This is a genomic window from Citrobacter sp. C5_2, from assembly GCF_014596845.2.
Lineage (GTDB): Bacteria > Pseudomonadota > Gammaproteobacteria > Enterobacterales > Enterobacteriaceae > Citrobacter > Citrobacter werkmanii.
Map to the genome: position 1 here is coordinate 1097490 of NZ_CP115032.1, position 22286 is coordinate 1119775.

23 protein-coding genes and 1 pseudogene are annotated in these 22286 nt (G+C 54.8%); 11 read left to right on the forward strand and 13 right to left on the reverse strand.

Annotated elements, in window-relative coordinates; genetic code table 11:
* Positions 1 to 46: 46 nt before the first annotated feature.
* Positions 47 to 571 (forward strand): annotated as a pseudogene (locus ICA20_RS05350) (peptidase dimerization domain-containing protein); the annotation flags it as partial.
* A 94-nt stretch (positions 572 to 665) separates the two neighbouring features.
* Here ICA20_RS05350 and sitD read toward each other — a convergent pair.
* From sitD to ICA20_RS05370, 4 genes are read right to left on the reverse strand one after another with little or no spacing between them, the layout of a single operon-like run.
* Entirely contained in the window at positions 666 to 1517 is an 852-nt protein-coding gene (gene sitD / locus ICA20_RS05355) for an iron/manganese ABC transporter permease subunit SitD (RefSeq protein ID WP_038633125.1), read from the reverse strand.
* Positions 1514 to 2371, reverse strand: a complete 858-nt coding sequence (gene sitC, locus ICA20_RS05360; RefSeq protein WP_038633122.1) for an iron/manganese ABC transporter permease subunit SitC — start codon at positions 2369 to 2371, stop codon at positions 1514 to 1516. The genes sitD and sitC overlap by 4 nt, the downstream gene beginning before the upstream one ends.
* Positions 2372 to 2373: 2 nt before the next feature.
* Complete coding sequence (gene sitB, locus ICA20_RS05365) at positions 2374 to 3189, reverse strand: iron/manganese ABC transporter ATP-binding protein SitB (protein WP_038633120.1); 816 nt, start codon at positions 3187 to 3189, stop codon at positions 2374 to 2376.
* On the reverse strand, positions 3186 to 4103 hold the full coding sequence (locus tag ICA20_RS05370; protein WP_038633117.1) for a metal ABC transporter substrate-binding protein: 918 nt from the start codon (positions 4101 to 4103) through the stop codon (positions 3186 to 3188). The genes sitB and ICA20_RS05370 overlap by 4 nt, the downstream gene beginning before the upstream one ends.
* A gap of 186 nt (positions 4104 to 4289) precedes the next feature.
* Here ICA20_RS05370 and ICA20_RS05375 point away from each other — a divergent pair, with 186 nt between their 5' ends.
* Positions 4290 to 4634, forward strand: a complete 345-nt coding sequence (locus ICA20_RS05375; protein ID WP_038633115.1) for a nitrous oxide-stimulated promoter family protein — start codon at positions 4290 to 4292, stop codon at positions 4632 to 4634.
* Between the two features lie 102 nt (positions 4635 to 4736).
* Here the strand turns inward: ICA20_RS05375 and flhA are convergent, their stop codons facing one another.
* The 6 genes from flhA to hypA all read right to left on the reverse strand — a co-directional run bounded on the left by flhA (position 4737) and on the right by hypA (position 10741).
* Entirely contained in the window at positions 4737 to 6815 is a 2079-nt protein-coding gene (gene flhA, locus ICA20_RS05380) for a formate hydrogenlyase transcriptional activator FlhA (protein WP_038633112.1), read from the reverse strand.
* Positions 6816 to 7032: 217 nt separating this feature from the next.
* Entirely contained in the window at positions 7033 to 8043 is a 1011-nt protein-coding gene (gene hypE, locus ICA20_RS05385; RefSeq protein ID WP_038633109.1) for a hydrogenase expression/formation protein HypE, read from the reverse strand.
* A complete protein-coding gene (gene hypD / locus ICA20_RS05390; protein ID WP_038633106.1) occupies positions 8040 to 9161 on the reverse strand; it encodes a hydrogenase formation protein HypD in 1122 nt (373 codons plus the stop codon). Before hypD ends, hypE begins: the two co-directional genes overlap by 4 nt.
* Entirely contained in the window at positions 9162 to 9434 is a 273-nt protein-coding gene (gene hypC / locus ICA20_RS05395) for a hydrogenase 3 maturation protein HypC (protein ID WP_038633103.1), read from the reverse strand.
* Positions 9425 to 10297 (reverse strand): hydrogenase nickel incorporation protein HypB, encoded by an 873-nt coding sequence (hypB, locus tag ICA20_RS05400; RefSeq protein WP_038633101.1) that lies wholly within the window; start codon positions 10295 to 10297, stop codon positions 9425 to 9427. Before hypB ends, hypC begins: the two co-directional genes overlap by 10 nt.
* Before the next feature lie 87 nt (positions 10298 to 10384).
* Positions 10385 to 10741 carry a hydrogenase maturation nickel metallochaperone HypA gene (hypA, locus tag ICA20_RS05405; RefSeq protein WP_038633097.1) on the reverse strand — a complete coding sequence of 119 codons (357 nt, stop codon included), beginning with the start codon at positions 10739 to 10741 and terminating at the stop codon, positions 10385 to 10387.
* A 198-nt stretch (positions 10742 to 10939) separates the two neighbouring features.
* On the opposite strand from hypA, the gene hycA reads away from it, so the two are divergent.
* The 9 genes from hycA to hycI all read left to right on the forward strand — a co-directional run bounded on the left by hycA (position 10940) and on the right by hycI (position 18819).
* On the forward strand, positions 10940 to 11398 hold the full coding sequence (hycA, locus tag ICA20_RS05410) for a formate hydrogenlyase regulator HycA (protein ID WP_038633094.1): 459 nt from the start codon (positions 10940 to 10942) through the stop codon (positions 11396 to 11398).
* Positions 11399 to 11542: 144 nt separating this feature from the next.
* The gene (gene hycB / locus ICA20_RS05415) at positions 11543 to 12154 is read left to right on the forward strand and encodes a formate hydrogenlyase subunit HycB (RefSeq protein WP_038633091.1); all 612 of its coding nucleotides are present in this window, start codon (positions 11543 to 11545) and stop codon (positions 12152 to 12154) included.
* Positions 12151 to 13977: a formate hydrogenlyase subunit 3 gene (hycC, locus tag ICA20_RS05420; protein ID WP_038633088.1), complete on the forward strand. Its 1827-nt coding sequence runs from the start codon at positions 12151 to 12153 to the stop codon at positions 13975 to 13977. Before hycB ends, hycC begins: the two co-directional genes overlap by 4 nt.
* A 2-nt stretch (positions 13978 to 13979) precedes the next feature.
* On the forward strand, positions 13980 to 14903 hold the full coding sequence (locus ICA20_RS05425; RefSeq protein ID WP_038633085.1) for a respiratory chain complex I subunit 1 family protein: 924 nt from the start codon (positions 13980 to 13982) through the stop codon (positions 14901 to 14903).
* A 17-nt stretch (positions 14904 to 14920) separates the two neighbouring features.
* Positions 14921 to 16630, forward strand: coding sequence for a formate hydrogenlyase subunit HycE (gene hycE / locus ICA20_RS05430; protein WP_006687169.1), 1710 nt, complete (start codon positions 14921 to 14923; stop codon positions 16628 to 16630).
* Between the two features lie 9 nt (positions 16631 to 16639).
* Positions 16640 to 17182: a formate hydrogenlyase subunit HycF gene (gene hycF, locus ICA20_RS05435; RefSeq protein WP_038633082.1), complete on the forward strand. Its 543-nt coding sequence runs from the start codon at positions 16640 to 16642 to the stop codon at positions 17180 to 17182.
* Positions 17182 to 17949 carry a formate hydrogenlyase subunit HycG gene (hycG, locus tag ICA20_RS05440; protein WP_003037388.1) on the forward strand — a complete coding sequence of 256 codons (768 nt, stop codon included), beginning with the start codon at positions 17182 to 17184 and terminating at the stop codon, positions 17947 to 17949. The genes hycF and hycG overlap by 1 nt, the downstream gene beginning before the upstream one ends.
* Positions 17946 to 18356 (forward strand): formate hydrogenlyase maturation HycH family protein, encoded by a 411-nt coding sequence (locus tag ICA20_RS05445; protein ID WP_003037385.1) that lies wholly within the window; start codon positions 17946 to 17948, stop codon positions 18354 to 18356. The genes hycG and ICA20_RS05445 overlap by 4 nt, the downstream gene beginning before the upstream one ends.
* Positions 18349 to 18819, forward strand: coding sequence for a hydrogenase maturation peptidase HycI (hycI, locus tag ICA20_RS05450; RefSeq protein WP_038633079.1), 471 nt, complete (start codon positions 18349 to 18351; stop codon positions 18817 to 18819). The genes ICA20_RS05445 and hycI overlap by 8 nt, the downstream gene beginning before the upstream one ends.
* Positions 18820 to 18864: 45 nt before the next feature.
* Here hycI and ICA20_RS05455 read toward each other — a convergent pair whose 3' ends face one another.
* From ICA20_RS05455 to ascF, 3 genes are all read right to left on the reverse strand, one after another.
* Positions 18865 to 19116, reverse strand: a complete 252-nt coding sequence (locus ICA20_RS05455; RefSeq protein ID WP_038633077.1) for a SymE family type I addiction module toxin — start codon at positions 19114 to 19116, stop codon at positions 18865 to 18867.
* Between the two features lie 171 nt (positions 19117 to 19287).
* On the reverse strand, positions 19288 to 20712 hold the full coding sequence (locus ICA20_RS05460) for a 6-phospho-beta-glucosidase (protein ID WP_038642841.1): 1425 nt from the start codon (positions 20710 to 20712) through the stop codon (positions 19288 to 19290).
* A 22-nt stretch (positions 20713 to 20734) separates the two neighbouring features.
* Complete coding sequence (ascF, locus tag ICA20_RS05465) at positions 20735 to 22189, reverse strand: PTS cellobiose/arbutin/salicin transporter subunit IIBC (protein WP_038633074.1); 1455 nt, start codon at positions 22187 to 22189, stop codon at positions 20735 to 20737.
* Positions 22190 to 22286: the final 97 nt, after the last annotated feature.

Consider the following 22286-nt stretch of genomic DNA (forward strand, 5'->3'; position numbering starts at 1 on the left):
TGCCCCAGGCAACAGATCCTCTATAACGGTATCCGGGGTTATGGGCTCTGCCCGGGGTGACGGTTCGCTGGTGAAAGCGCGAAAAGGGATCGGTGGCTATCAATTGACTTTTGACGGCGTGGCGGCGCATGACGGGAATGAACCTGAAAAAGAGCGTTCTGCCATTACTGCTTTTGCTAACAGTGTGCAGGCAATTAACGCATTGACTGATATGACCCGTGGAACCACCCTTAATATGGGTGTAGTGCAGGGGAGAAGCGTGGTGAACGTCGTCGCTGCAGAGCTACATGCGCAACTGGATGTGCGTTTTGGGGAATATGAAGAGTATGACCGCGCGCACAAGTCGCTACAGTCGCTGTGTCAGCAAGGTTTCCTTGATGGTGTGACCACCACGTTGACCCGCGTAATTCATAAACCCGCGATGGCGGCGAGTAAGAGACATAACGCCTGATGGCTCTGGTTGAACGGGCAGGGGTCTGTCGGTGCAGGTTTTCACAGTGCCGATGAGTGGCTTGATAATGCCTCAATTGAACCGCGGATCCGTTTATTAAATCGTATTATCACTATGTTGTTGATTATGAATATAGCCTCCTGCGGGAGGCTATATTCATCTCTGGGGTATCTGTCGATGCCATAATATTAACGGGCATACTATTAAGTATTATTTATATATCATGCCGCAGCAGCTGTTTCTCGAAACGGCGATCGCGTAGACTGGAATAAATAAAAGTAATCACAAACAGCAGAGAAAATAGTACGACGATGGTGGGGGCTGGTGCGCTGTCGATGAAAAATGACAGATACACGCCCATAAACGAGGTAACGACTGAGATAACCACTGCCAGCCACAAGGCATGGAAAAATTTCCGTGTCATTAATATCGCGATGGCGCCCGGGGCAATTAGTAAGGAAATCGACAAAATAATGCCTACCGATTTCAGCGTGGCGACGATCGTCAGGGCAATCATACACAACAGACCATAATGCAGCAGCGTCGTGTTAAGACCGCTGGCCTTTGCCTGATGCGGATCGAATGCGTGCAGTAGCAGATCTTTCCACTTTAGCCCGATGATAAGCGCAATCCCCAGCGTGATAACGGAGGTTTGCACAATATCGCTAAACGATACGCCCAGCATATCGCCAAACAGAATATGATCGAGATGGACCTCCGACTGGATCGAAACGTACAGCACCAGGCCCGCGCCAAACATACCGGAAAAGACGATCCCCATCAGGGTGTCACGCTTAATTCGGCTATTGTCGTCGAGATAGCCCGTCGCCACCGCGCAAAACAGTCCGGCGATAAACGCGCCAATCGCCAGTGGAATACCTGCAATCCACGCCAGCACAATGCCGGGGAAAACCGCGTGGCTCATGGCATCGCCCATCAGCGCCCAGCCTTTAAGCACCAAAAACACCGACAACAGCGCACAGGGGATGGCGACAATGGTGGAGATGACCAGCGCATTGACCATAAAGCTAAACTGAAAGGGTTCCAGCAGCGTCGTTAAGCTCATACGGACTCCTTGTTTACCTGACGGGCACGACGGCGATTCGCCAGCAGACCGTGTTTTGGCGCAAAGACAAACGCCAGCAGGAACAGCAGCGTTTGTAGAACCACAATAATTCCGCCGGTTGCGCCGTCCAGCCAGTAGCTCAGCCAGGCGCCAAAAAAGCTGGTCAGGCTGCCGATAGCTACGGCGATAGTGAGTAGACGTGGAAAACGATCCGTCAGCAGCCAGGCGGTGGCGCCGGGTGTGACCACCAGACAAATCACCAGAAATGCGCCGACGGTTTGCAGAGCGGCAACCGTGGAAACGGAGAGCAGCGTAAAAAATAATAGCTTTAGCCAGCCAGGATTCAGACCGATGGAGCGCGCGTGGTTTTCATCAAAAAAAACCACCATCAGATCTTTCCACTTCAACAACAGCATAGTCAGCGAGATGACGCCGATGATGGTCAGTTGCACAATATCTTCCGGTGCAATCGCCAGCACGTTTCCCAGAATAATGGTCTGGATGTTGACCGACATCGGATTGAGCGACACCATAAACAGCCCGATACCGAAAAAAGAGGAAAAAATCAGTCCGATAATCGCATCTTCCTTCAGGCGCGAGCGCTGATTGAGAAACAGCATGCTGCCCGCTGCCAGTCCACCGGAAAGAAAAGCGCCAAGCGCGAAGGGAAGCCCTAACATATAAGCGCCAGCAACGCCCGGAACGATAGAGTGCGACAGCGCGTCGCCAATCAGCGACCAGCCTTTGAGCATCAGATAGCAGGAGAGAAACGCACACAGGCCGCCGACCATCGCCGAGACCCACATCGCGTTGAGCATGTACTGGTAACCAAACGGTTCTGTCAGCCAGTTCATGATTATTCCCCCTCGTTGGCCGCACGTCGCGAAATAAACGGGCGTTCATCATCGGTAATCACATGTTGCTCACCGCCGCTCAGCGCCACATGACGCAGAACGCCGCTGAATGCCTGCTCGAGATTCTCAGTCGTAAAGGTGGTTTCGGTCGGGCCACTTGCCAGCACCGTACCTTTAATCATTACCGTGTAATCACAAAACTCGGTAACGGACCCCAGATTATGGGTAGAGACCAGCACGGTCCGCCCCTCATCGCGCAGTTCGCGTAGCAGGTCGATGATGCGCGCCTCGGTTTTCACATCCACGCCGGTGAAGGGTTCATCCAGCAAAATCACCTGTCCATCCTGGGCAATAGCCCTCGCCAGAAAAACGCGTTTTTTCTGCCCGCCGGACAGTTCACCTATCTGGCGATGGCGATAGTCCAGCATATCGACTCGTGCCAGCGCAGCATCAACACAGGCGCGGTCGATCTGTTTTGGCCGACGCAGCCAGCCCATGTGGCCAAAGCGACCCATCATTACCACATCTTCCACCAGTACCGGAAACGACCAGTCCACCTCTTCCGACTGAGGAACATAGGCAATCAGATTCTGTTTCAGCGCCTGATTAACCGGCTGTTGCAGAATAGATATTTCCCCCTGCGCCAGGCGAACAAAACCCATCAGCGCTTTAAAAAGCGTTGATTTTCCCGAACCGTTTACGCCGACCAGGGCGGCAATCGAACCACCCGGAACCTGAAAAGTGGCGTCCCGCAATGCGGTGTGACCGTTGCGATACGTCACCGTAACCTGATTTACGGTAATCGCAGAGTGACTCATGGTTGGCTCTCCAGACCTTCGTTGATGCCGTTAACAATGGTTTGTGTTGTGACGCGCAGTAAATCCAGATAGGTCGGTACCGGGCCATCAGCAGCGCTGAGCGAATCGACATACAGCACACCGCCGTAATGCGCGCCGGATTCACGGGCGACCTGACGCGCAGGCTTGTCGGAGACAGTGCTTTCGCTAAATACCGTTGGGATATGATGCGCTCTGATCGCATCGATCACTTTGCGTACCTGTTTGGGGGTGCCCTGCTGATCGGCGTTGATCGGCCACAGATACAACTCTTTCAGGCCGTTATCGCGTGCCAGATAAGAAAACGCGCCTTCACTGGTGACCAGCCAGCGTTTATCGGCAGGGAGCTTCGCCAGTTCTGCATGTAGTGGCGCCAGGGTCTGCTGGATTTTGGCTTTATAGCTCTGCGCATTTTTCTGGTAGATCGCGGCATTCTGCGGATCGTATTTCATCAGCGCATCGCGAATATTATCCACGTAGATAAGCGCGTTCTCTGCCGACATCCAGGCGTGCGGATTCGGTTTGCCGTTGTACGGCCCTTCGCTGATACCCATTGGCTGCACACCGTTGGATACCATTACCTCCGGCACGCCGGATAAATGCTGGTAGAAACGGGCAAACCACAGCTCGAGATTGAGTCCGTTCGAAAGGATAAGCTGTGCGCCTTGCGCCCGCTTGATATCGCCCGGCGTGGGTTGATATTCATGAATTTCTGCCCCAGGTTTGGTGATGGAACTGACGTCCGCGGCGTCACCTGCCACGTTACTTGCCATATCCGCAATCACCGTAAAAGTGGTTATCACTTTGAACTTTTCTTGCGCCCAGGCAGGCGACAACGTCAGCGCCGTTAACGCGCCAGCAAGGAGAAATGACTTCAGATGGGGCAACTGCGGCATAGTATCCCTCACAACAAAGTGGTTAATTTATCAACGAATATAGCCTTTGCTATGTTATATAGCACAAGGCATAAACAAATGAAAATAATTCTTATTTACGTAGGGTGCTAAGGATGTATCACCTTCAGGTAATAGTCCTGTGCATGGTTAAGGTGTATTATTTATGCAACTTAATTGGGAGGCACCATGTCCGGCAAACGTATTGCACGTGAAAAAATGACGATCCAGAGAATGATCTCGCTGTACGAGAGCCAGTGTCCGCAGGCCTCAGACGAGCCGGGGCATTACGAGGCGTTGTTTGCCTATGCGCAAAAGCGTCTGGATAAGTGCGTATTTGGTGAGGAAAAACCGGCCTGCAAACAGTGCCCGGTACACTGTTATCAACCCGCCAAACGTGAAGAGATGAAGCAGATTATGCGCTGGGCTGGGCCAAGAATGCTCTGGCGTCATCCGATCCTGACCGTACGTCATCTGATTGATGACAAACGTCCCGTCCCGGAATTGCCCGAGAAGTACCAGCGGAAGAAGTAATGTAGCAATTCTATGCCGGATGGCGGTTGCGCCTTATCCGGCCTACAAATATAAACGCACCAGTGGGTAGACCCGATAAGCAAAGCGCCATCGGGCGAACCGTTAAACCAGCGCATCCTTATCAATACCCAGGCGCTTCATGCGTGACAGTAACGTCGTGCGCTTCAGTCCCAGTCGTTGCGCCGCGCCTTTGGGGCCGGCAACCACGCCGTTAGTCTCTTTCAGCACGCGCATGATCAGCTGGTATTCATCTTCGCCATCTTGTGCGACTTCGGTCGCCACTGGCGGCGTGGAAGGCGTCAAAGCGACAACATCCGGCAGAGACAGTTGCAGTACATTGCCCCTTGTGAGCAGCACCGCGCGTTCTACCACATTTTCCAGTTCACGCACGTTACCCGGCCATTCCATACTGCTCAGCGTACGCAGCGCTTCGGCGGGAATACTGTCGATATTGCGCCCCATTCGGCGGGCAATTTTAAAGGTGAAAGCTTTTACCAATAGCGGAATATCTTCCGGGCGTTCGCGCAGCGGCGGCAGATGGATCGGGAAGACGTTCAGCCGATAGTAGAGATCGTTGCGAAACTCGCGATCGGCGACCATCTTTTTCAGATCGCGGTTGGTGGCGGCGATCAAACGGACATCGGTCTGGATCAGCTTATTGCTGCCCAGACGCTCAAACTCCTGTTCCTGCAAAACGCGCAATAGCTTCGGCTGAAGCTCAAGCGGCATGTCGCCCACTTCATCAAGGAACAGTGAGCTTTTGTCCGCCAGTTCGAAACGCCCAATACGTTGCGTGCTGGCTCCGGTAAACGCACCGCGCTCATGACCAAACAGATCGCTTTCCAGCAATCCGGCAGGCATTGCCGCACAGTTCATTTTTACCATCCGTCGGGCGTTACGGCCGCTCAGGTTATGAATCGCTCTGGCGATCAGCTCTTTGCCTGTCCCGGTCTCGCCGAGAATCAATACGGTGCTGTCACTTTGCGCCACCATCTCGACCTGTTTGAGCACACTGTACATCGCTTCGCTGCGGCCAATGATTTCGCCGAACTCGCTGTCAACGTTGTTGAGCTGCTCGGTCAGCGCCAGGTTTTCATCAACCAGACGTTCTTTCAGACGGTGAATTTCCTGGTAGGCGAGGGCGTTATCCACGGCAATCGCCACACGCTCGGCAATCTGGCGTAGCAGTTTGAGATTGGCGGTGGTGAAGACTTTCTCTTCGCACTGCGCCAGCTTCAGTACGCCAAGCATGTTATTGCCGGACATCAACGGCAGCAGGCACAGCGTCTGTAATTGGTTGCCCCAGGTCTCGAACAACATCCGTTCATAAGGAGCAAGGGCGTCGCGTTCGCTCAGGTTAATCAGCAGCATCTCTTTGCTTTTGAAGACCCGCTCAGAGAGTGTGCCTGCTTCGTCCACTTCGCTCTGTTCGTGCGCCGGATGATGCTCATCCAGATAGTGGGTGGAGTAGATGCTCAGCTTATTTTTGCGACTGCTGCGTAACACGATACTGATAGCATCGATGTCGAAATAATGGTGGATCTCTTTGGCGACTTCGCTGACCAGTTCATCTATGTCCAGTCGGGAAAGCACCGCATTGGTGATGGCGACCAGGATGCGAAAGTTGTCACGCTCACGGCACAGCAGATCGTAATCGACGTTATTGCTGACTCTGCTCTGAATTTGTTCAGCTACGACACCGACAATCTGGGTGAAGGTCTGGAGCCGATTGTACTCTTTTTCGCTCCATGGCCGGTCTTCGTTGCGGATGAATTCGCAACCGCCAAAGATGCGCCCATCCGCCGCCAGCGGCAGCAGACAGTAGTGACCAAATTCAGAATACAATCCGCCGGATGCCAGCTGCGGCCAGGTTTCCGTGAACTCATGATAGTTGCAGTGCAGCGCGTCGGGGCGCGACAGGATACGGCGTATCGGCCCATGCGCCAGCACCGTTTCGTCTTCATAATCGATAGGTTTACTATTTTCGCGCGTCGCAAAATAACGCGCACGTTGCGTTTGTGCCTGCCATAAGACAATAGCCGCGCAGTCGGCCAGTCCGGAATGCCTGGCCAGCTGTGAAAGCGCCTCGCTGAGAGACTGAAGATCGGGCTGCTGTAATAATGTACGAGTAATATCGAACAGGCCTTGCTGTCCAAGGTCACTCATCGGTGTATACGACATATTGCTTTTCCAGGGAAAGCACCGCAAAACGGTGCGAAAACGGTAAATGAATTATAGGTATAAGTCGTAAATTATTGCCGGATGGCTGACCGCAAACTCACCGGTCACGCAATCCGTAGGCCTGATAAGCAAAGCCATCAGGCGATAATGCAGCGTTAATGCCGGATGTCGACGCCAATGCGTCTTATCCGGCTTACAGCATGCTGCCAACTGGCTGCTAGCATATACGAGGTAAAGGTTCAGCGTGTGGTAAATCGAGGGTTCGTTTCACGCCATACAGTCCGGCAAGACGTACCCCTTTACGTTCAACTACTTCGCCAATCATTGCCGCGTCGCGTCCTAACGGATGCGCGCGCAGCGCGGCAAGCACGCTTTCAACTGCCTGACGCTCAACGGCAATCACCAGTTTGCCTTCGTTGGCAAAGTTGAGCGCATCAAGGCCCAGCAGCTCGCAAACGCCACGCACCGCAGGCTTCATGGGCAGGGCCGCTTCAGACAGCTCAATACCAAATCCACATGATGCGGCAAACTCATGCGTCACCGCATTCACGCCGCCACGGGTGGCGTCACGCAGCGCCTTCACGCCGGGTATATCACGTATCGTCTGGATAAGCGGCGTGAGCACCGCACAGTCGCTAACCAGTTCGCCATCAAGACCCAATTGCTCGCGCAGATTAAGAATGGTTGCACCATGGTCGCCGAGCGTACCGCTAACCAGCAATACATCGCCAGGGCCGAGAGTTTGCGCGCCCCAGTGAATGTTGGCGGGGATCGCGCCCATACCGGCGGTGTTGATGAACAACTTATCTGCGGCGCCACGCTGCACGACTTTGGTATCACCGGTCACGATGGCGATGCCCGCTTCGCGTGCGGTTGCCGCCATACTGGTGACGACGGTTTTCAGCGTCTCCATCGGCAGACCTTCTTCAAGGATAAACCCGCAGGAGAGATAACGCGGAATCGCGCCGCTGACGGCGACATCGTTCGCCGTACCGCAGATAGCCAGCTTGCCGATATTACCGCCGGGGAAGAACAACGGATCGATAACATAGCTGTCGGTAGAGAACGCCAGACGATCGCCCTCTGCAACCAACTGCGCCAGTTCCAGACGCGCCTGATCTTCCTGTTCCGCCAGCCACGGATTAGCAAAAGCCTCCATAAACAGACTGTTGATCAACTGCTGCATAGCCTGACCGCCGCTACCGTGGGCGAGTTGTACGCTGTTCATGCTTCACACTCCTGCTGACGATACTGATACCAGGCGGCACATGCGCCTTCTGAGGAGACCATCAGTGCGCCAAAGGCGGTCTCCGGGTTACAGGTTTTACCAAATAACGGGCACTGATGCGGTTTACATCTGCCGGTCAACACCTCTCCGCAACGCGCGCGCGGATCGTCATATACCTGCTGTGGCGCTGGCTGAAAATGCGCTTCGGCATCAAAACGTTGATAGTCCGGCGTCAGGTGAACGCCAGACGATTCGATCACGCCCAGACCGCGCCATTCACTGTCGCCGTTGACGCAAAATACCTCAGCGATGGCCTGTTGCGCTAAGGCGTTACCGGCATCCGGTACCACGCGGCGGTACTGGTTTTCGACCTGGCTTTGGGCGGCGATTTTCTGTTCAATCAGCATCACCACGCCTTGCAGCAGGTCGAGCGGCTCAAAGCCGGCGACCACTAACGGGCGATGGAAATCTGAGGCAATGAAATTATAGGCGTCGGTGCCAATCACCATGCTGACGTGCCCCGGTGCTAAAAAGGCATCGATGCCGTTGTCCGGCTGTTCCAGCAGGCTGCGCAGCGTGGGGATAAGCGTAATGTGCTGACAGAAAAAGTAAAAGTTCTGCACATCGCGTTGTTTGGCCTGCTGCAGGGTAATGGCGGTGGTCGGCATGGTGGTTTCAAAACCCAGACCAAAGAACACAACCTTACGCGTTGGGTTTTCCTGCGCCAGCTTCAGCGCATCCATCGGCGAATAGACGATGCGGATATCCGCGCCGCGCGCTTTGGCCTGTAGTAGTGAGCCTTGTTTTCCCGGCACGCGCATGGCGTCGCCAAAGGTGCAGAAAATCACTTCCGGATGGCTGGCGATTTCAACACAGCTGTCGATTCTGCCCATCGGCAGAACGCAAACCGGGCAGCCAGGGCCGTGAATGAACTCCACGTTTTCGGGCAGCAGTTGGTCGAGTCCGAATTTGAAAATAGCGTGGGTATGACCACCACAAACTTCCATGATGCGTAGCGGTCGTTCAGCGGTATAGGGGAGGAGAGCGGCACGTTCACGCAGGTGCTCTATCAACTGCATCACCTGTTCTGGTGCGCGGTATTCGTCAACAAAACGCATTTATTTTTCCTCGCCGTACAGCAACGCGCCGACATCCGGCTCAACGTCAAACATATTTTGCAGCGCGTCGAGCGTGTCGCGCGCTTCTGCTTCATTAATGATGCTCATCGCAAAGCCGACGTGGACCAGTACCCACTGACCCAGACGCGGCTGACCATTTTCATCACAGCTACCGACCAGCGTCAGGTCGACGTCGCGCTGAATACCGCAAACGTCGACTTTGGCCTGGTTGCCATCAATGGTACGGATTTGACCCGGAACACCTATGCACATCGCTGTGTCTCCAGCCAGGAGAGCCATTGGTCCATCCCTTCGCCGCTGGTGGCGGAAATCAGGATGATCTCAATGTCCGGGTTCACTTCCCGGGCGCTGGCGATGCATTTTTCAACATCAAAATTGAGGTACGGCAGCAGATCCACTTTATTGAGCAGCATCAGCGATGCGGCGGCAAACATATGCGGATATTTCAGCGGCTTATCTTCGCCTTCGGTGACGGACAGCACCGCCACTTTATGACGTTCGCCGAGGTCGAAGCTGGCCGGGCAGACCAGGTTACCGACGTTTTCAATAAACAGAATGCCGTTGTCATCAAGCGGCAAACGCGGCGCGGCGTCAGCAATCATTTGCGCGTCAAGGTGGCAACCTTTACCCGTGTTGACCTGGATGGCGGGGGTGCCGGTGGCGCGAATACGGGCGGCATCGTTGACCGTCTGTTGGTCGCCTTCAATCACGGCGCACGGAACGCTGTCTTTCAGTTTGATCAGCGTTTCGGTCAGTAGCGTCGTTTTACCTGAGCCCGGGCTTGAGACGAGGTTTAATACCAGATGCTGACGAGCGGCAAAACGGGCGCGGTTACGTTCGGCCAGACGGTTATTTTTGTCCAGCACGTCAATTTCGACTTCCAGCATACGGCGCTGGCTCATGCCTGGCGCATGGGTACCCGCCTCGCCATGACCGTAGTGCAGGTCGCCTTCTGCGGTCTGGCTCGGTGCGAAATTAGAGGTTTTCACACCGGTAATATTCAGCGCCGGGCGAGCCGCCGGGGCAAATGGCGCGCTGCGAAACGCCGAGTGGGGATTATGCTCATCACCCTCTATATAAAGGTTGCCTTCAGCGCAACCACATGTCGTACACATCGCTCACTCCTGATCTCTTTCTTGTTACAGGCTTTTTGCCGGATGGCGACGCAAGCGTCTTCTCCGGCCTGGCAGGTGCCACCGGAATTAGTCTTCGGCGTCGCCTATTTCAATTCGTCGAATCTGTAGACCATCATTGGCCACAATTCTCAGCGTATCGCTGTTGCATTGCGGACACCGACGCACGCGTTGCGTCAGTAACGTGACGTATTGCTGACAAGATTCGCACCAACATTCTGCTTCTTGTTCTTCGAGGTGGAGTTTACAACCTTCTGCAAGGGTCCCACGGCATACCAGATCAAAACAAAAGGCGAGAGCGCTGGTTTCTACGCAAGAAAATGCGCCAATTTTGAGCCAGACCCCAGTTACTCGCTTGGCACCGTGTTGCGTGGCCTGTTGTTCAATCAATTCCAGTGCTCTTTGGCAGAGGGTTATTTCGTGCATACCGCCTCCTATGAAGTTGCCGTATTAAAAGCAATAAACATGCCAGGTTGAATTTTTTCATTCGTGACAATGACGACAATGACGAAATGACACGTCGTCACCCGTCTTTGATTTTTTATATAATTGAAAATAAAGGAAATTAATTTTGGCATGAAATGTGCTTAAGGCTGTTCATCTCTGCTAAACGGGTAACCTGACATGACTATTTGGGAAATAAGCGAAAAAGCCGATTACATCGCTGAACGGCATCGTCGCCTACAGGACCAGTGGCGTATTTACTGCAACTCGCTGGTTCAGGGGATCACCCTGTCGAAAGCGCGTTTGCATCATGCGATGAGCTGCGCGCCGGACAAAGATCTGTGCTTTGTCCTTTTTGAACACTTCGTTATCTACGTCACGCTGGCGGATGGTTTCAACAGTCACACCATCGAGTATTACGTCGAAACGAAAGAGGGTGATGATAAGCAACTGATTGCACAGGCACAGTTGACCATCGACGGTAAAGTTGATGAGCGTATCAGCAACCGCGATCGCGAGCAGGTGCTGGAGCACTATCTCGAAAAAATCGCCAGTGTCTACGACAGCCTGTACACCGCGGTTGAGAACAATATGCCGGTGAATTTAAGCCAGCTGGTTGCGGGACATAGCCCGGCGTAAGCCTCGGGTGCTGCCCACGTTTGTCATGACGCGGCTTTAATACTGCGTCACGACAGTTTAGGGAATGGGCATGTCGAAAAATGTCGAAATGACATTTGCCTGACATGTTTTCGTCAAAAATGACTATCACCTGAGGAATGCCTGGTGAATCGTTTTGTAATTGCTGACTCCACTCTTTGTATTGGCTGCCACACCTGTGAAGCCGCCTGCTCAGAGACACATCGCCAGCATGGCCTGCAGTCAATGCCGCGCCTGAAAGTGATGTTAAATGAAAAAGAATCCGCGCCGCAGCTTTGCCACCAGTGTGAAGATGCGCCTTGCGCTACCGTTTGTCCGGTTAATGCGATTAATCGCGTTGACGGCGCCGTACAGCTGAATGAAAGCCTGTGCGTAAGCTGCAAACTGTGCGGGATCGCCTGTCCGTTCGGCGCTATTGAGTTTTCCGGTAGCCGTCCGCTGCATATCCCGGCAAACGCCAATACATCAAAAGCGCCGCCGGCCCCGCCAGCTCCAGCTCGCGTAAGCACGCTGCTGGACTGGGTTCCGGGCATTCGTGCCATCGCGGTGAAATGCGATCTGTGTAGTTTTGACGAGCAAGGTCCGGCATGCGTACGCATGTGTCCGACCAAAGCCCTGCATCTGGTGAGCAACATGGATATCGCCCGCGCCAGCAAACGTAAGCGTGAGCTGACTTTCAATACCGACTTCGGCGATCTCACCTTGTTTCAGCAGGCTCAAAGTGGAGATGCAAAATGAACGCAATTTCACTGATTAACAGCGGCGTGGCCTGGTTTACAGCGGCTGCGGTTCTGGCATTTCTGTTTTCATTTCATAAACCGCTGAGCGGCTGGATTGCAGGGGTTGGCGGTGCGGTTGGCAGTTTGTGTACGGCTGGCGCGGGTTTTATGGTGCTGACCAACGCGCTGGCGGTAAGCGGTGTGATGCCGTTTATTGGTCACAGCCTGCAAATTACCCCGTTGAACGCTATCTGGCTGATTACTCTGGGCCTGTGCGGTCTGTTTGTCAGCCTTTACAACATTGACTGGCATCGCCATCCACAGGTGAAAGCCAACGGCCTGCTGGTGAATCTGCTGATGGCCGCAGCGGTATGTGCGGTGGTTGCCAGCAACCTCGGTACGCTGGTGGTGATGGCGGAAATCATGGCGCTGTGCGCGGTGTTCCTGACCGGTTGCAGTAAAGAAGGCAAGCTGTGGTTTGCGCTGGGGCGCGTCGGCACGCTGCTGTTGGCGATTGCCTGCTACCTGGTGTGGCAGCGCTACGGTACGCTGGAACTGCGTCTGCTCGATCTGCGCACCCAGGAGCTGCCGCTTGGGTCTGACATCTGGCTGCTGGGCGTGGCGGGTTTTGGCCTGCTGGCCGGGATTATCCCACTGCACGGTTGGGTGCCGCAGGCACACGCCAACGCCAGCGCGCCGGCTGCGGCACTGTTTTCTACCGTGATCATGAAGGTCGGTCTGCTGGGTATTCTCTCCCTGTCGCTGCTGGGCGGTAACGCGCCGCTGTGGTGGGGCATTACGCTGTTGGTGCTGGGTATGATCACCGCATTTGTCGGCGGTCTGTATGCGCTAATGGAACATAACATCCAGCGTTTGCTGGCGTACCACACGCTGGAAAACATCGGCATTATTCTGCTGGGGCTGGGCGCTGGCGTAACCGGGATTTCACTGAATCAACCGGCGCTGATTGCGTTGGGTTTGACCGGTGGTCTGTATCATCTGGTCAACCACAGCCTGTTCAAAAGCGTTCTGTTCCTCGGTGCTGGCAGCATCTGGTTCCGTACCGGTCATCGTGATATCGAGAAGTTGGGCGGTATCGGTAAACGTATGCCGATTATCTCTCTGGCGATGCTGGTTGGCCTGATGGCGATGGCCGCACTGCCGCCGCTGAACGGTTTTGCCGGTGAGTGGGTCATCTATCAGTCCTTCTTTAAGCTTGGCAACAGCGGTGCGTTTGTCGGTCGTCTGTTAGGGCCGTTGCTGGCGGTAGGACTGGCGATTACTGGCGCGCTGGCGGTGATGTGTATGGCGAAAGTGTATGGCGTTACGTTCCTTGGCGCGCCGCGCACGAAGGAAGCTGAAAATGCCTGCTGCGCGCCAATCCTGATGGGCGTGAGCGTGGTTGCGCTGGCTATCTGCTGCGTGATTGGCGGCGTTGCTGCGCCATGGCTGCTGCCGATGATTTCCTCTGCCGTTCCACTGCCGCTGGAAACCGCGAACACCACCGTTTCTCAGCCAATGATCACGCTGCTGCTGATCGCGTGTCCGCTGCTGCCGTTCATCATCATGGCAATTTTCAAAGGCAACCGTCTGCCGTCGCGTTCACGCGGTGCGGCATGGGTGTGTGGTTACGATCACGAGCAGTCAATGGTCATTACCGCCCACGGTTTTGCCATGCCGGTGAAAGAAGCCTTTGCCCCGGTACTCAAACTGCGTAAATGGCTGAACCCGGTATCACTGGTTCCGGGCTGGCAGAATGCGGCCGCCCCGGTACTGTTTCGTCGCCTGGCGTTGATTGAGCTGGCGGTGCTGGTGGTGATTGTGGTTTCACGAGGAGCCTGAAAATGAGTGTTTTATATCCGTTAATTCAGGCGCTGGTGCTGTTTGCCGTTGCGCCGCTGCTGTCCGGTGTGACCCGCGTGGCGCGTGCGCGTTTGCATAATCGTCGCGGTCCGGGCGTTTTGCAGGAATACCGCGACATTATCAAACTGCTGGGCCGTCAGAGCATTGCGCCTGCGGATTCCAGCTGGGTTTTCCGCCTGACGCCGTTTGTGATGGTGGGCGTGATGCTGACTATCGCCATCGCGTTGCCGGTAGTGACCGTTGGTTCACCGCTGCCGCAATTGGGCGATCTGATCACCTTAATTTACCTGTTCGCCATCGCCCGTTTCTTTTTCTCTATCGCGGGCCTGGATACCGGTAGCCCGTTTACTGCGATTGGCGCCAGCCGCGAAGCGATGCTCGGCGTGCTGGTTGAACCTATCCTGCTGCTGGGACTGTGGGTGGCGGCGCAGGTTGCGGGTTCAACCCATATCAGCAATATCGCCGATACCGTTTACCACTGGCCTGCTGCGCGCAGCATCCCGCTGATTCTGGCCCTGTGCGCCTGTGCTTTCGCCACCTTTATCGAAATGGGCAAACTGCCGTTCGATCTGGCGGAAGCAGAGCAGGAACTGCAGGAAGGTCCATTGACCGAATACAGCGGCAGCGGTTTTGCGGTGCTGAAGTGGGGCATTAGCCTCAAACAATTGGTCGTACTGCAAATGTTCGTCGGCGTGTTCCTGCCGTGGGGACAGATGGAGACATTCACCGCGGGTGGGCTGCTGCTGGCGCTGGTGATTGCCGTCGTCAAGCTGGTCCTCGGCGTGCTGGTCATTGCCTTGTTCGAAAACAGCATGGCGCGTCTGCGTTTTTGCGCCACTTCACGCGTGACCTGGGCCGGTTTTGGGTTTGCGTTTTTAGCGTTCGTCTCCTTGCTGGTGGCGTGATTTAAGAGAGTTTGAGCATGTCTGAAGAAAAATTAGGTCAACACTATCTCGCCGCTCTGCACCAGGCCTTTCCGGGCGTGGTGCTGGATGAAGCCTGGCAGACCAAAGATCAGCTGACGATCACCGTCAAGGTGAACTACCTGCCGGAAGTGGTTGAGTTCCTGTACTACAAACAGGGCGGCTGGTTGTCCGTGCTGTTTGGTAACGACGAACGTCAGCTGTGCGGCCATTACGCCGTTTATTACGTGATGTCGATGGAGCAGGGCACCAAGTGCTGGATTACCGTCCGCGTTGAAGTGGATGCCAATAAGCTGGAATTCCCATCCGTGACGCCACGCGTTCCGGCAGCCGTCTGGGGCGAGCGTGAAGTGCGCGACATGTACGGTTTGATCCCGGTCGGTTTGCCGGATGAACGTCGTCTGGTGCTGCCGGATGATTGGCCGGACGAGCTGTATCCGCTGCGTAAAGACAGTATGGATTATCGTCAACGCCCGGCGCCGACGACGGATGCTGAAACCTACGAGTTCATCAACGAACTGGGCGACAAGAAAAATAACGTGGTGCCGATTGGCCCGCTGCACGTGACCTCCGATGAACCCGGTCACTTCCGTCTGTTTGTTGACGGCGAGAACATCATCGATGCCGACTATCGTCTGTTCTATGTCCACCGCGGCATGGAGAAACTGGCGGAAACCCGTATGGGTTACAACGAAGTGACGTTCCTGTCGGACCGCGTGTGCGGCATCTGCGGTTTTGCCCACAGCACCGCCTATACCACCTCCGTAGAGAATGCGATGGGTATCGTGGTGCCGGAACGCGCGCAGATGATCCGCGCCATTCTGCTGGAGGTGGAGCGCTTGCACTCGCACCTGCTGAACCTCGGCCTGGCCTGTCACTTCACCGGTTTTGATTCCGGCTTTATGCAGTTCTTCCGCGTGCGTGAAACGTCGATGAAGATGGCGGAGATCCTCACCGGGGCGCGTAAAACTTACGGTATGAACCTGATCGGCGGTATCCGTCGTGACCTGCTGAAAGACGATATGATCCAGACCCGTCAACTGGCGCAGCAGATGCGTCGTGAGGTGCAGGAACTGGTCGATATGCTGCTCAGCACGCCGAACATGGAACAGCGTACCGTGGGTATTGGTCGTCTGGATCCGGAGATCGCCCGCGACTTTAGTAACGTCGGTCCGATGGTTCGCGCCAGCGGTCACGCGCGTGACACCCGCGCCGATCACCCATTTGTGGGTTATGGTTTGCTGCCGATGGAAGTGCACAGCGAGCAGGGTTGCGACGTCATTTCTCGTCTTAAAGTCCGTATCAATGAAGTCTATACCGCACTGAACATGATCGACTTTGGTCTGGACAACCTGCCGGGCGGCCCGCTGGCGGTGGAAGGCTTTACCTATATTCCTCACCGCTTCGCGCTGGGCTTTGCCGAAGCGCCGCGCGGCGATGACATCCACTGGAGCATGACCGGCGATAACCAGAAACTGTATCGCTGGCGCTGCCGTGCGGCGACATACGCCAACTGGCCAACGCTGCGTTACATGTTGCGTGGCAACACTGTTTCCGATGCCCCGCTGATTATCGGTAGCCTCGATCCTTGCTACTCCTGTACTGACCGTATGACCGTGGTCGATGTGCGTAAGAAGAAGAGCAAAGTCGTACCGTACAAAGAACTTGAGCGCTACAGCATCGAGCGTAAAAACTCGCCGCTGAAATAAGGAATCGCCATGTTTACCTTTATCAAAAAAGTCATCAAAACCGGGGCGCCGACGTCGTCGTATCCGCTGGAGCCGATTGCGGTCGATAAAAATTTCCGCGGTAAACCCGAGCACAATCCGCAGCAGTGCATTGGCTGCGCGGCCTGTGTCAATGCGTGTCCATCCAATGCGCTGACGGTTGAAACCGATCTGGTTACCAATGAGCTGGCGTGGCAGTTCAACCTCGGTCGCTGCATCTTCTGCGCCCGCTGCGAAGAAGTTTGCCCGACGGCGGCGATCAAGCTGTCGCAGGAATATGAGCTGGCGGTATGGAAGAAAGAAGATTTCCTGCAGCAGTCTCGCTTTTCGCTGTGTAACTGCCGCGTCTGTAACCGCCCGTTCGCGGTACAAAAAGAGATTGATTACGCCATTGCGCTGCTCAAGCACAACGGTGACAGCCGCGCGGAAAACCACCGTGAAAGCTTTGAGACCTGCCCGGATTGTAAGCGCCAGAAATGTCTGGTGCCGTCTGACCGTATTGAACTGACTCGCCATATGAAAGAGGCCAGCTGATGAGCAATTTATTAGGCCCACGTGACGCCAACGGTATTCCGGTACCGATGACGGTGGATGAATCCATTGCCAGCATGAAAGCATCGCTGCTGAAAAGCATCAAGCGTTCAGCGTATGTTTATCGTGTGGACTGCGGCGGCTGCAACGGCTGCGAAATCGAAATTTTCGCCACGCTCTCTCCGCTGTTTGATGCCGAACGCTTTGGTATCAAAGTGGTACCGTCGCCGCGCCATGCGGATATCCTGCTGTTTACCGGCGCGGTAACCCGCGCGATGCGTTCTCCGGCGCTGCGCGCCTGGCAGTCTGCGCCGGATCCGAAAATTTGTATCTCTTACGGCGCCTGTGGCAACAGCGGCGGTATCTTCCACGACTTATACTGCGTATGGGGCGGCACGGATAAAATCGTACCGGTGGACGTGTATATTCCTGGCTGTCCGCCGACGCCTGCGGCAACGCTGTACGGTTTTGCGATGGCGCTGGGTCTGCTGGAACAGAAAATTCATGCGCGTGCGCCAGGTGAACTGGACGAACAGCCCGCTGAAATTCTGCATCCGGATATGGTTCAACCGCTGCGTGTGAAGGTGGACCGCGAAGCTCGCCGTCTGGCGGGTTACCGCTACGGTCGCCAGATTGCTGATGACTATATGACGCAGTTAGGGCAGGGTGAACATCAGGTGGCGCGCTGGCTGGAAGCGGAAAACGATCCGCGTCTGACCGAAATCGTCACGCATCTTAACCATGTAGTCGAAGAGGCGCGTATCCGATGAGTGAAACGGTGGTGTTCAGTCAACTGAGCCGTAAGTTTATTGATGAGAACGATGCGACGCCCGCAGAGGCGCAGCAGGTTGTCTATTACAGCCTGGCGATTGGTCACCACCTTGGGATCATCGATTGCCTGGAAGCGGCGTTAACCTGTCCGTGGGATGAATATCTGGCCTGGATAGCCACCCTTGCCGAGGGCAGCGAAGCCCGGCGGAAAATGGAAGGCGTGCCGAAGTATGGCGAGATCGTCATCGATTTCAACCATGTGCAAATGCTGGCGCGCGCGTTTGATGATGCGCGTGCCGTGCAGACTCCGCAGCAGCAGGAGTGGAGCAAGCTGATGCTCAGCATGCTGCATGATATTCACCAGGAAAGCGCCATCTATCTGATGGTGAGGAGACACCGTGACTGACGTTTTACTTTGTGTCGGCAACAGCATGATGGGCGATGACGGCGCGGGTCCGCTACTGGCGGAAATGTGCGCTGCCAATCCTCAGGGCAACTGGGTTGTCATCGACGGCGGCAGCGCGCCGGAAAACGATATCGTCGCTATCCGTGAACTGCGCCCGCAGCGTCTGTTGATTGTGGATGCCACCGACATGGGGTTAAACCCGGGTGAAATCCGCATTATCGACCCGGATGATATCGCTGAAATGTTCATGATGACCACCCACAACATGCCGCTGAACTATCTGGTCGATCAGCTAAAAGAGGATGTTGGCGAGGTGATCTTCCTCGGTATTCAGCCGGATATTGTCGGTTTTTATTACCCGATGACGCAGCCGATCAAAGATGCGGTCGAGACCGTCTATCAACGATTAGCCGGATGGGAAGGCCACGGTGGATTTTCCGGGTTAGAAGCGCCAGAAGAGTAACCTTACCAACGCCGGATGCCAGTGGCATCCGGCCTGTTTTGAGCCTCACACACTCTGTTCTTCACTTGCCTGCTCGATAATTAATTTCCCCTGCATCACCGAAACATTCACTGCCGTCCCGGTAGGGAATCCCGCTTGTTCCAGCCAGTCGCCGTTCAGCGTTAGCGAGGCATGCCGACTGATACGGAGCGTGAAACCCGTATTACGATCTTCATGGCGTTTTCTGACATAGCCCACTTTCAAACGACGTACGGGTTTGGTGATAACCACTGCTGTTGTGCCATTTTCATCAGACATGAACGCTTCCTTGTGGTGAACGGATAAGAGAAAAACTACTGAATAAAATGCCAGTAAAAATGCGCAAGGGCAAACCGGAAACTGGAAGGAAGATTCCACATTTGGAATGCAATTCATGAAATGAAAATAGGTGATTCTGCCGAAGGATTACAAAACCCTCCGGCTGAGGAATTACGCCAGATCGGCCCCGTTACTGGCGATCACTTTTTTGTACCACCAGAATGATTTTTTGCGGGTACGCGCCAGCGTGCCTTGGCCCGCATCGTCCCGGTCTACATACACAAAACCGTAACGCTTGCTCATCTCGCCGGTTGAGGCGGAAACCAGATCGATGCAGCCCCAGGTGGTGTAACCCATTAGCGGCACACCATCTTCAATGGCGTCAGCCATGGCGCGGATGTGTTCGCGTAAATAGCGAATGCGATAGTCGTCATTGATCTCGCCGTTGGCATCCATTTCATCTTTCGCCCCCAGCCCGTTTTCCACCAGAAACAGCGGCTTCTGATAACGGTCATACATCATATTCATCGTGATGCGCAGGCCAAGCGGATCGATACCCCAGCCCCATTCGCTGGCGGCAATGTACGGATTACGCAGTGATTTCACTACGTTGGCAGCGCTGGTGTTGCCAGTATTCATGTCAGCGGAGGCGCAGCGTGATGCGTAATAGCTAAACGAGACGAAATCGACGGTGTTCTTCAGGATGTCGTCATCTTCCGCGGCTTTTTCTATCGTCACGCCCTTTTCGCGAAACACCCGGGCGGAGTAGGCGGGATAAGCCCCGCGCGCCTGCACATCAATAAAGAACAGGTTTTCGCGGTCTTTTTCCAGCGCGGTCCACACATCTTCTGGTTTACAGGAATAAGGATAAAAATTACCGCCCGCCAGCATGCAACCGACCCGGTTTTGCGGATTCACTTCATGGGCGATTTTCGTCGCCAGGGCACTGGCAACCAGTTCGTGGTGGGCGGACTGATATTTCACCTGATCCTGATTTTCCCCCTCTTCAAACACCAACCCGGCCCCTGAAAAAGGGCTGTGCAGCATGATGTTGATTTCGTTGAACGTCAGCCAGTATTTCACCAGACCGTCAAAGGCTTCGAAGCAGGTGCGGGCGTAACGGGTAAAGAACTCCACCATTTTGCGGTTCCGCCAGGAGCCGTACTCGGTAACCAGATGCATAGGCACATCGAAGTGACATAGCGTGACTAACGGCTCAATACCATATTTTTTACACTCGGCAAAAACGGCCCGGTAAAACGCGATACCTTCTTCATTAGGCGCCAGTTCGTCGCCGTTAGGGTAGAGACGACTCCAGGCTATTGAGGTGCGAAAAACCGTAAACCCCATTTCCGCCATCAGCGCAATATCTTCCTTGTAGCGATGATAAAAGTCGATCGCCTGATGGCTGGGATAAAATTCGTCGTCCTGAAGCGTAAAGCGTTTCTCCTGACCCAGTTTAACCGGCATCCGGTGTTCGCCATGGGGGATCATATCGACGGTGGTCAGCCCTTTGCCGCCTTCCCGGTATGCCCCTTCAGACTGGTTGGCGGCCAGCGCGCCGCCCCATAAAAATCCTTGCGGAAAAACAGACATAGTTAACCTCAGTTCATGCCAGTCAAATGCTGGCTCCATTGATATTGCCCGCTTGTGCGGCCTGATTTTTTCTGGCCTGCGCGGCAGCATCTTCGACAGGAATATCTTCAAAGCCGAGAATCAGTGTTAATACAAAGGAAAGCACGACCGCCAGCGCCATCACGCCAAACACCCAGACAATGGTCATCGGATTAGCCGGATCGAAAAACTGGACGCTGGTGAACAGGCCAGGGGCCGCCATGGAATGACTCGCCAGTCCAGCCATACCGGCAACGGCACCGCAGATAAAACCGCTGATTAGGCTCGCAATCAGTGGGCGTTTCAGACGGATCGCCACGCCGTACAGCGCGGGTTCGGAAATGCCTGCCATGATGGCTGAAGCGGCGGCCGCTAACGCTGTCTGACGCAGTTCCGGGTTTTTGGTTTTCCATGCCACCGCCAGCGATGAACCGCCCAGCGACAGATTGGCGCCGATTTCAGACGGCATCACCATGCCTTCTTTACCGGTTTCGGCAATGGTCTGGATAATGGTGGGCGTAAACACACGGTGCATACCCGTCATCACCAACAGCGGCCACAGTGCGCCCATAATGGCGACCGACAGCCAGCCGAGATAGCCGTGAATGGTATAGACCAGCGCTGAAATTGCGCTACCGATCCAGATACCAATCGGGCCGATTAAAACGATCGCGAGCGGGGCGGCGATCAGCACGATCAGCATCGGTTTGAGGAAGTTTTTGGTCACTGCCGGCGTGATACGATCCACCCAACGTTCGATATATGACAGACACCAGGTCATGACCAGTGCCGGGATCACGGTGTAGGTGTATTTGACCGCCGTCACCGGGATCAGGGCGAACTCAACGTGCTCACCCTGCGCGGCTTTTGCCATCAGATCGATAAAGCTGGGATGGACCAGCACACCCGCAATAGCAATTGCCAGCGACATGTTGGTTTTGAATTTGATGGCTGCCGAAGCGGCGACCATCAGCGGCAGGAAGAAAAATGCGCCGTCGCCGATAACGGTCAGAATGGTGAGGGTGGACGATCCTTTTACCAGCACGCCGGTCATTTCCAGAACCATTGCCAGCAGTTTGAGCATTGATCCACCGATAATTGCCGGGATCAGCGGTGACATCGTGCCGATCAGCGCATCGAGGATCCCCGCGCCAATCCGTTTCAGCGTCAGCCGGGGTTTGGTTTGCGGCTCAGCAGGCTGCATGTTGGCAGGTAGCAGGCTAACCACTTCGCGATACGCCTGCGAAACGGTGTTGCCGATGATCACCTGACACTGATTATCGTTACGTACTACGCCCAGCACGCCAGGAAGCGTTTTCAGCGTCGCGCTATCGACCTGCTCATCATCTTTGATAACGAAACGCAAACGGGTCATACAGTGGGTCACTGCTGTGATGTTGTCGACGCCTCCCAGAGCCGTCACAACGGAGCGCGCCAGCGCTGCATAATTCTTGGACATCGGATTTAATCCTGTTTTATCAGTAGGGTACGTTATGTTTTATCCGTTTGCGCAGGTCACGTTTCTGAGTTGATGAAACTCAAATAGGAAACCGGTT